The 8,037-nt window shown below is 70.5% G+C and carries 10 protein-coding genes; 1 reads left to right on the top strand and 9 read right to left on the bottom strand.

Annotation, left to right across the window (positions count from 1 at the left end):
* The 6 genes from ABZS54_RS40860 to ABZS54_RS40835 all read right to left on the bottom strand — a co-directional run.
* On the bottom strand, nucleotides 1-401 hold a 401-nt coding region (locus ABZS54_RS40860), incomplete at its 3' end, for a thiamine pyrophosphate-dependent enzyme (RefSeq protein ID WP_355547855.1).
* A complete protein-coding gene (locus ABZS54_RS40855) occupies nucleotides 394-2,262 on the bottom strand; it encodes a 2-oxoacid:acceptor oxidoreductase subunit alpha (protein WP_355547852.1) in 1,869 nt (622 codons plus the stop codon). The genes ABZS54_RS40855 and ABZS54_RS40860, both read right to left, overlap by 8 nt.
* Before the next feature lie 412 nt (nucleotides 2,263-2,674).
* Nucleotides 2,675-3,454, bottom strand: a complete 780-nt coding sequence (locus ABZS54_RS40850; protein ID WP_355547849.1) for a hypothetical protein — start codon at nucleotides 3,452-3,454, stop codon at nucleotides 2,675-2,677.
* A 21-nt stretch (nucleotides 3,455-3,475) separates the two neighbouring features.
* The gene (locus tag ABZS54_RS40845) at nucleotides 3,476-3,952 is read right to left on the bottom strand and encodes a nuclear transport factor 2 family protein (RefSeq protein WP_355547846.1); all 477 of its coding nucleotides are present in this window, start codon (nucleotides 3,950-3,952) and stop codon (nucleotides 3,476-3,478) included.
* The gene (locus ABZS54_RS40840) at nucleotides 3,949-4,410 is read right to left on the bottom strand and encodes a VOC family protein (protein WP_355547843.1); all 462 of its coding nucleotides are present in this window, start codon (nucleotides 4,408-4,410) and stop codon (nucleotides 3,949-3,951) included. Before ABZS54_RS40840 ends, ABZS54_RS40845 begins: the two co-directional genes overlap by 4 nt.
* 77 nt (nucleotides 4,411-4,487) lie before the next feature.
* Nucleotides 4,488-5,687, bottom strand: a complete 1,200-nt coding sequence (locus ABZS54_RS40835; protein WP_355547840.1) for an aromatic ring-hydroxylating dioxygenase subunit alpha — start codon at nucleotides 5,685-5,687, stop codon at nucleotides 4,488-4,490.
* 185 nt (nucleotides 5,688-5,872) lie between these two features.
* Between ABZS54_RS40835 and ABZS54_RS40830 the strand changes: the two genes are divergently transcribed.
* Entirely contained in the window at nucleotides 5,873-6,886 is a 1,014-nt protein-coding gene (locus ABZS54_RS40830; RefSeq protein ID WP_355547837.1) for an aldo/keto reductase, read from the top strand.
* Nucleotides 6,887-6,980: 94 nt separating this feature from the next.
* Here the strand turns inward: ABZS54_RS40830 and ABZS54_RS40825 are convergent, their stop codons facing one another.
* The 3 genes from ABZS54_RS40825 to ABZS54_RS40815 all read right to left on the bottom strand — a co-directional run.
* Complete coding sequence (locus ABZS54_RS40825) at nucleotides 6,981-7,367, bottom strand: VOC family protein (protein WP_355547834.1); 387 nt, start codon at nucleotides 7,365-7,367, stop codon at nucleotides 6,981-6,983.
* A 68-nt stretch (nucleotides 7,368-7,435) separates the two neighbouring features.
* Nucleotides 7,436-7,825: a VOC family protein gene (locus ABZS54_RS40820; RefSeq protein WP_020553728.1), complete on the bottom strand. Its 390-nt coding sequence runs from the start codon at nucleotides 7,823-7,825 to the stop codon at nucleotides 7,436-7,438.
* On the bottom strand, nucleotides 7,810-8,037 hold a 228-nt coding region (locus tag ABZS54_RS40815), incomplete at its 5' end, for a hypothetical protein (protein WP_355547831.1). The genes ABZS54_RS40815 and ABZS54_RS40820, both read right to left, overlap by 16 nt.

Raw genomic sequence — 8,037 nt, 5'->3', positions numbered from 1 at the left:
AACAGCAGGATCTTCAGGTTGACGTTGCGCCGCAGCGCGTGGATCAGGTGGTTGCCGCCGATCGAGAGCGCGTCGCCGTCACCGGTGACCACCCACACGCTCAGGTCGGGCCGGGACACCGCCAATCCGGTGGCGATCGCCGGCGCGCGGCCGTGGATCGAGTGCATGCCATAGGTGTCCAGGTAGTACGGGAAGCGGCTGGAACAGCCGATGCCCGACACGAAGACGATGTTCTCCCGACGCAGGCCCAGTTCGGGCAGGAAGCCTTGGACGGCGGCCAGGATGGCGTAGTCGCCGCATCCCGGGCACCAGCGCACCTCTTGATCGCTGCGGAAGTCGCGGGCGGACAGCGGCGGATCCGCCGTCGGGCCGGCGATGGTGAGAAGGGGTGACTCAGACATCGGCGGCGACCTTCTCGATCGCGGTGCGCAGTTCGGCCACCTTGAACGGCATGCCGCGCACCTGGGTGAGGGATTCGATGTCGACCGGGTACCGGGCGCGCAGCAACTGGGCGAGCTGGCCCAGGTTCATCTCCGGTACCAGCACCCGCCGGTAGCGGGCGAGCAGGTCGCCGAGGTCGGCGGGGAGCGGGTCGAGGTGACGCAGATGGGCCCGGGCCACCGAGCCGCCCGCGGCGCGAACCTCCGTGCACGCGGCGGCGATCGGGCCCGCCGTCGAGCCCCAGCCGAGCACCAGCACCTCGGCGGACCCGTCCGGGTCCTCGACGGTCAGCGGCGGCAACTCGCGGGCGATCCCGTCGACCTTGGCCCGCCGGGTGCGCACCATGTGTTCGTGGTTGGCCGCGTCGTAGGAGATCTCGCCGGTGCGGTCGGCCTTCTCCAGGCCGCCCACCCGGTGCTCCAGGCCGGGTGTCCCGGGCACCGCCCAGGGGCGGGCCAGGGTGTGCGGATCACGCAGATAGGGCTGGAAGCACGGCCTGCCGGCCGCGTCGATCGCATTCGGCCCGGTGGCGAACGCCGGGTCGATCGTGGGGAGCTCGTCGAGATCCGGCACCCGCCACGGCTCCGAGCCGTTCGCCAGGTAGCCGTCCGACAGCAGCACCACCGGGGTGCGGTAGGTGACCGCGATCCGGACCGCCTCGACGGCCGCGTCGAAACAGTCGCCGGGGGAGGAGGCGGCCAGCACCGGCACCGGCGATTCACCGTTGCGCCCGTACAACGCCTGGAACAGGTCCGCCTGTTCGGTCTTGGTGGGCAGCCCGGTCGAGGGACCGCCGCGCTGCACGTCCACGATCACCAGCGGCAGTTCGAGCGAGACCGCCAGACCGATCGTCTCCGCCTTGAGCGCGAGCCCGGGGCCGGACGTGGTGGTCACCCCCAGGGCGCCGCCGAACGCCGCGCCCAGCGCCGCGCCGATCCCGGCGATCTCGTCCTCGGCCTGGAACGTGGTCACCCCGAAGTGCCGTTGTCGGCTCAGCTCGTGCAGGATGTCGGAGGCCGGGGTGATCGGGTACGAGCCCAGGAACAGCGGCAGTCCGGCCCGGTCGGCGGCGGCGATCAGGCCGTAGGCGAGTGCGCGGTTGCCGGTGATGGTGCGGTGCCTGCCGGGAGTGCGCGGGGCCGCGGGCACCTCGTGGCTCACCGCGAACGACTCGGTGGTCTCGCCGAAGTTCCAACCGGCGGTGAACGCCGACACGTTGGCGGCGGCCAGGTGCGGACGCGCGGCGAACTTCTCCCGCAGGAAGGCCACGGTGGCCTCGGTCGGGCGGTGAAACAGCCACGACACCAGACCCAGCGCGAACATGTTCTTCGCCCGCTCGGCGTCCTTGCGGGGCAGTTCGAACGCGCGCAGCGCCTCGACGGTCAGGCCGGTCAGCGGCACCGCGTGCAGCCGATAGGCGGCCAGCGAATCGTCGGTGAGCGGGTCGGTGCCCGCCGGGTAGCCCGCCTTGACCAGGTTGCGCGGGGTGAACTCGTCGGCGTCCGCGATGATCTGGGCGCCGTGCGGGAGAGCGGGCAGATTCACCCGCAGCGCGGCCGGGTTCATCGCGACCAGTACGTCGGCCGCGTCGCCGGGGGTGGTGACCCGGTGGTCGGCGAACTGCACCTGGAAGGCGGAAACCCCCGGAAGGGTGCCCGCCGGGGCACGGATCTCGGCCGGGAAGTCGGGAAAGGTGGACACGTCGTTGCCGAAAAGCGCGGCCTGCGCGGTGAACCGATCGCCGGCGAGCTGCATGCCGTCGCCGGAGTCACCGGCGAACCGGATGACCACCCGGGATACGGGGGTGACCTGTTGGAACATGATCGCGACTCCTGATCACAGGCATGGCGAAGACAACACTTGGCACACAGGAAGAAAAACGCCGGACGGATGAACCACCGACCCATATCCAGCCCGTCCGGCATCCGAGGACCCGCGGACCGCGGCCTGTTCCGGATCCGGCCCGATCGATATCCAGCCCGTCCGGCGTTTGAGGACGCGCGGACTGCGGCCTGTTCCGGATCCGGCCCGGTCGATATCCAGCCCGTCCGGCGTTTGAGGACAACAGGCCGAAGGCCGTTCGACTTCAGCCCGTCCGGCGTTTGAGGACGCGCGGACTGCGGCCTGTTCCGGATCCGGCCCGATCGATATCCAGCCCGTCCGGCGTTTGAGGACAACAGGCCGAAGGCCGTTCGACCTCAGCCCGTCCGGCGCTTGAGGACCCGCAGGCCGATCAAACCCCGCCCCCATGAACCGCATCGCGCAACCGCTCCACCAGCAATTGCGGCTTGGCCGACCCCCACACGTTCCGCCCGAAGGCCACCCCCGCACCGCCGGCCGAGACCACACCCCGGGCCAGCGCGACGACCTCGTCCTCGCTGTCCGACTTGGGCCCGCCCAGCGCCACGACCGGGACCGGACACGCCGCGACCACGGCGGCGAACTCCTCGGGGCGGCCCGGGCAGACCGTCTTGACGATGTCGGCGCCCAATTCCGCGCCGATCCGCGCCGCGCGGGCCACGTTCTCCGTGGTCCACGGCACCGCCTTGCCCCAGCCGCCGGGAATCATCTCGGCCATCACCGGCAGGCCGAGCTGCTCACACTCCGAGGTCAGCCGGGCCAACCGCTGCAACGAGAGGTGCTCGTCGGGCGCGCCGGGGAAGGCCAGCACGACCACGCAGTCCGCGCCCAGCTTCAGCGCCTGCTCGGGCAGATGCATGATGTCGGTGACGTCGCCCGGGGCGAAGTCGCCCAACTCCGAGGCCCCGCCGTCGATCCGCAACACCAGCCCGGAATCGGCGAACGTGTCGGCGTAGGCCCGGGCCAGATGCCAGGTGGCGAGCACCGCGTCCGGCCCGCCGGCGGCGATCTGCGTCATCGGTTCGCCCAGCGGCGGCCCCTCGCCCATGTAGGCGGCGTGGTCGATCGCGACGAACACGGCGCGGCCGTCCGCGCCGAACATCCGACGCATCCGGCGGAGCTTGCCTGCCCCGGTGGCGGAAAAGGTCTGCACAGTCGTTCCCTTCGATGGTTGTCAGCGGTTCTTGTCGACGCCGGCGTCGATCCCGCAGTCGGCCTCGCCCGCAGCGGCCGCCACGCCGGCCCCGGTCCGGCCGCCGGCCGTCTGCCGCTCGAACTCGGCGCCGTCCCAGTAGTCCACGCGATGCGCGACCAGATCGCCCACCATGCGCAACCGGAACACCCCACGGATCCGCACCGGTTCCCCGGCCGCCGAGTCCCGCAGGCGAAACGTCATGGTGTACGCGAGCGCGGCCCGATCGCCGTCCACGATCAGGTCCTCCACGGCGTAGCGCAATCCCTCGAACTCGGCCAGGAATCCGGGCAGTCGCTCGCGATACGTGGCACGCCCGCGCAGACTCCGGCCGAGCGTCGAGGTGTGCTCGTTGTAGAAGTCCTCGCTCACTCGGGCCGCGATCGCTTCCGGGTCACCGCAGTTGAGCGCCGCGACATAGGCCTCGGCGGCCCGCCGGGTCCGCGCCGGGTCGCTCACGCGTCGGCCCGGTCGCCCCAAAGCTCGCGGACCTCCGCGAACACCTGCTGGTTGTGCGAGATCTCCACCACGTTGCCGTCCGGGTCCTTGAGCGCGCAGATGTAGCCCACCGGCGGCGGCACCTCCATCGGTTCCCAGTGCAGGCACCCGGCGGCGCGGGCCCGCTCGGCGATGGCGTCGACGTCCGCGCGAGCGGCCACCTCCATGCCCAGGTGCGCGAACGGGGTCAGCTGCGGCTGCGGCTTGCCCTTGTCCTTGTCGAAGGCGACCAGGACCAGCACGAACGGCGTCTGGACCTGATCGGGGTTGGACAACCAGGCATTGGAACCCGCGGCATCGTTGTGCCGCGAGACCACCACCAGCGGGGTGAACGAGGTGTAGAACTCGACCGCCGCCTCCAGGTCGGACGACGGCAGCGCGATATGCGTCCAGCGGGCCTCGGTCAGCGTCGGTTCCATCGCGGTGGCTCCTCTCACGTTCCGGTGTGTCGGGGTTGGTGTCGAACCGCCGCGCGAGCGCGGCAGCGCGGTGGTGGTCAGTCGATCGGGCCGGTGAACTCGTCGGCCGCCAACGGCGTCGCCACGTCCCGGCGGATCTGCCGCATCATGTGCTGCGCGCGGCCCTCCCACGCACTGGGCGGTCCCACCCGGTAGAACGGCGAACGGAGGTTCTCCATCAGCACGGTCACCATGTCGGTGTCCTCCTTGTTGGTCAGCTCCAGGTTGACCAACTCGCGCTCCTGGAGCTCGATGTCGTCGGTCAGCCCGTAGATCCGGGAGAACAGCCGGGTCCGGTCCGGCGCGATCGGGTCGGCGCGCACCATGATCAACTGGGACGCGTAGGGCAGCGGTGTGAGGTTGGGGTAGATGAACTCCGCGTAACTCCCGCGCAGGTCCTCCTCGCCCAGGTCGGTGCGCCCGAGCGACATGTCGTACGCGTCGCTGTGCGGCTTGTAGCCGCTGGTGGTGCGGCCCTCGAAGCGCACGATGGTGTCCATCTGCTTGCGCACCTTGTTCAGCCGCCGATGCACGAACCGCACGTGGTAGTCGTCGTTGGAGTTCTCCACGAACGCCTTCCAGTTGAACGGGTACTCCTCGTCCAACTCGCGGTGATAGCGGTGGTACTCGCCGATCTTGTACGCCGTGTAGCGCGGCAGCAGCGGCGCGATCCATTCCTCGAACGTCGGCGCCTTGTGCGACAGGCACGCGAAGACGAGCTTGTCGAAGGCCACGTGCACCCGAATGGGCACCAGGCCGTACTGCTGCATCGGGAAGTCCGGACCGTACATCCGGTTCATGTCCGGAATCGACAGCAGCTTGCCGTCGAGACCGTACGTCCAAGCGTGGTAGGGGCACGCGAACGCCTTGCCGCAGTTGCCCGCCGCATCGAACGCGACGCCGGAGGCGCGGTGCCGGCAGTTGTTCAGGAAGCCCTTGATCGAGCCGTCCCGCTGCTTGACCACCAGCACCGACTGGCTGCCGATCCGCCCGGTGACGAAGTCGCCGGGCCGGCGCAGATCCTCGGTGTCGCCCAGCCACACCCACGAGCGGGCGAACACCCGGATCATCTCCAGGTCGAACAGGTCCCGATCCCAGACCTCCCACGGCTGCAGCATCTCGCTCGGCAGGGGAGCGACCACGAGCCCGTCGCCCTCTCGCGCCGCCGCGGTCCGGCGAAGTTCCGCCACCCGCTCGTCCAGGGCACGTTCCGCAGCCCCCAGCTGGTCAGTCGGCACAGCTTCCTCCCCGTCACCTGGGATGTTTGCGATACAGCCGAAGGTAGGCGCCGGGAAACGGCCCCGATATGTGCTTGAGGCACGAACAAACGGCCCGTGCGCTGCGCCGGGGCCACATCGGTGCACACGCGCCGTCGTGCCAGCCTCGGGGGAGAACGTGCGACGACCACCCTTGGAGGGCACCCGTGGAGTACACCTCGCTCGGTCGCACCGGCATGCGGGTCAGCCGGTTGTGCCTGGGCACGATGATGTTCGGCGCGTGGGGCAACCCGGACCACGACGCGTGCGTACGCATGGTGCATCGCGCGCTCGATGCCGGGATCAACCTCGTGGACACCGCGGACGTGTACGCGTTCGGCGAGAGCGAGGCGATCCTGGCCAAGGCGCTCAAGGGCCGGCGCGACGACGTGGTGCTGGCGACCAAGTTCGGCGAGGCGATGGATCCCGACGCGCCGCTGCGCCGCGGCGCCTCGCGACGCTGGATCATGCGCGCCGTGGAGGACAGCCTGCGCCGCCTGGAGACCGACCACCTGGACCTCTACCAACTGCACCGCCCGGACCCGAGCACCGACCCGGACGAGACGCTCGGGGCCCTGACCGACCTGGTTCGCCAGGGCAAGGTGCGCGCGATCGGTTCCTCCGCACTGCCCGCGCAGGGCATCGTCGAGGCGCAGTGGATCGCCGAGCGGCGCGGGCACGAGCGCTTCGCGGTCGAGCAATTGGCCTATTCGGCCTTCGCCCGGCACGCAGAGACGGCCGCGCTGCCCACGTGTGGACGGTACGGCCTGGGCGTGCTGGTGTTCAGCCCGCTCAACGGAGGCTGGCTGACCGGCAAGTACCGTGCGGGCCGGGCCGTTTCGGCCGATTCGCGGGCCGTGCGCAATGCCGAGCACTTCGACCACTCGGACGCCGCCGTGCGGGCCGCGAAGACCGCGCTGGTCGATGAGTTCGCCGCCATCGCCGCCGACGCCGGCTGCTCGCTGCCCGAACTGGCCCTGGCCTTCGCACTGGCCCACCCGAACGTCACATCGGCCATCATCGGCCCGCGCACCGAGGAACAACTGGAGACCCAACTCGGCGCCTGTTCCGTCGAATTGACCCCGGAAGTCCTGACCCGCCTGGACGCCCTGGTCGCCCCCGGCACGGACGTCAACCCGGCGGACTCGCCCTATCCGCGCCCGGTCCTGAACCGCGCCTGAACGTCGGCCTGTTCCGGGCCGGGACGTGGACATGCCGGTATCCGCGATCCGATTCGGATCGCGGATACCGGCATGTCGCCGTGCTGGTGCTACCTCACTTCTCCCACATCACGATCTGGTTCCCCCACGGGTCCAGGAACGAGGCGTGGTGTCCGCCGAACTCCTCCCAGAAGCACTGCTCCCACAGCGCGGTCGCGCCCAGCAGAACGGCCTTGTTCAGGTACTCGCTGGGGGCCGCGTCGACCAGGATGTACACCCGGGCGTGCAGACCGGCGCGCGGCTGCTGGGGCAGCGGTGCCGGGTCGGGCACCTGGGCGACCTCGTCGTACAGGCCCAGGTGCAGTCCCTCGCCCGGGACGATCTGGTGGAAGACGCCTTGCGGGCGCGGGTTGATGGTCCAGCCGAACAGTTCGCGGTAGAACTCGGTGGTCGCGTCGACGTCGGGCGTGGGCATGTCGACGAAGACCAGGGTGTTGGTCATGCGGGGTCCCTTCCGGGGAAACTTGGATGCGGGGAACTCGGGTGTACCGAACGGGATCCGACGAAGCGTCAGACCTGGTGGGCGTGGCCGTGGGTGAAGTAGGTGCCCTTGTCGCGCCACAACACGACCTCGTTGCCCCACGGGTCGCGGAACGCCGCGTAGCGGGCCTCGAACTCGGCCCACGGCTTCTCCTCCCACAACACGCTCGCGCCGGCCGCGACCGCCTTGTCGAGGTAGACGGGCGGCTCGTCGACCATCACGTAGATGCGCGGCACCGGACCCACCGCCGGGCGCGCCTCGCGGCGGATCCCGAGGTTGGGCTTGACGCCCGGGAGCACCTCGCTGAACTCGCCGGCGGGTCGCCGCTTGAAGTCCCAGTCGAACAGCGCCGCGTAGAACGCGGAGGTGGCCTCCACGTCGGGGGTCGGCAGGTCCATGAAGATCACCGGATTGGGCACGTCGGCTCCTCGGAGCGAGTCGGGTCGGAGGGGGTCGGTTCGGCGCGGGTGGCGGTGGTGGCGTCGTCGGGTACGGACAGGCGCGCCTGTGCGGCGTCGCCGAGTTCGAGGAAGCGGCGCAGGCCGGCCGCGTACTCGGGGTGCGGTTCGGGGTCGAACACGGTCATCGCCGGGCGCGGCCAGTCGCCGGCACGCCCGGCACCCGGCGCGGG

The organism is Embleya sp. NPDC005575, assembly GCF_040605455.1.
Taxonomy (GTDB): domain Bacteria; phylum Actinomycetota; class Actinomycetes; order Streptomycetales; family Streptomycetaceae; genus Embleya.
This window is presented reverse-complemented; position numbering and strand designations above follow the sequence as displayed.

Excerpts from the sequence above, each read along its gene's own strand:
- ABZS54_RS40855 (WP_355547852.1), bottom strand. The coding sequence starts at position 2,262 with ATGTTCCAACAGGTCACCCCCGTATCCCGGGTGGTCATCCGGTTCGCC.
- ABZS54_RS40840 (WP_355547843.1), bottom strand. The coding sequence starts at position 4,410 with ATGGAACCGACGCTGACCGAGGCCCGCTGGACGCATATCGCGCTGCCG.
- ABZS54_RS40825 (WP_355547834.1), bottom strand. The coding sequence starts at position 7,367 with ATGACCAACACCCTGGTCTTCGTCGACATGCCCACGCCCGACGTCGAC.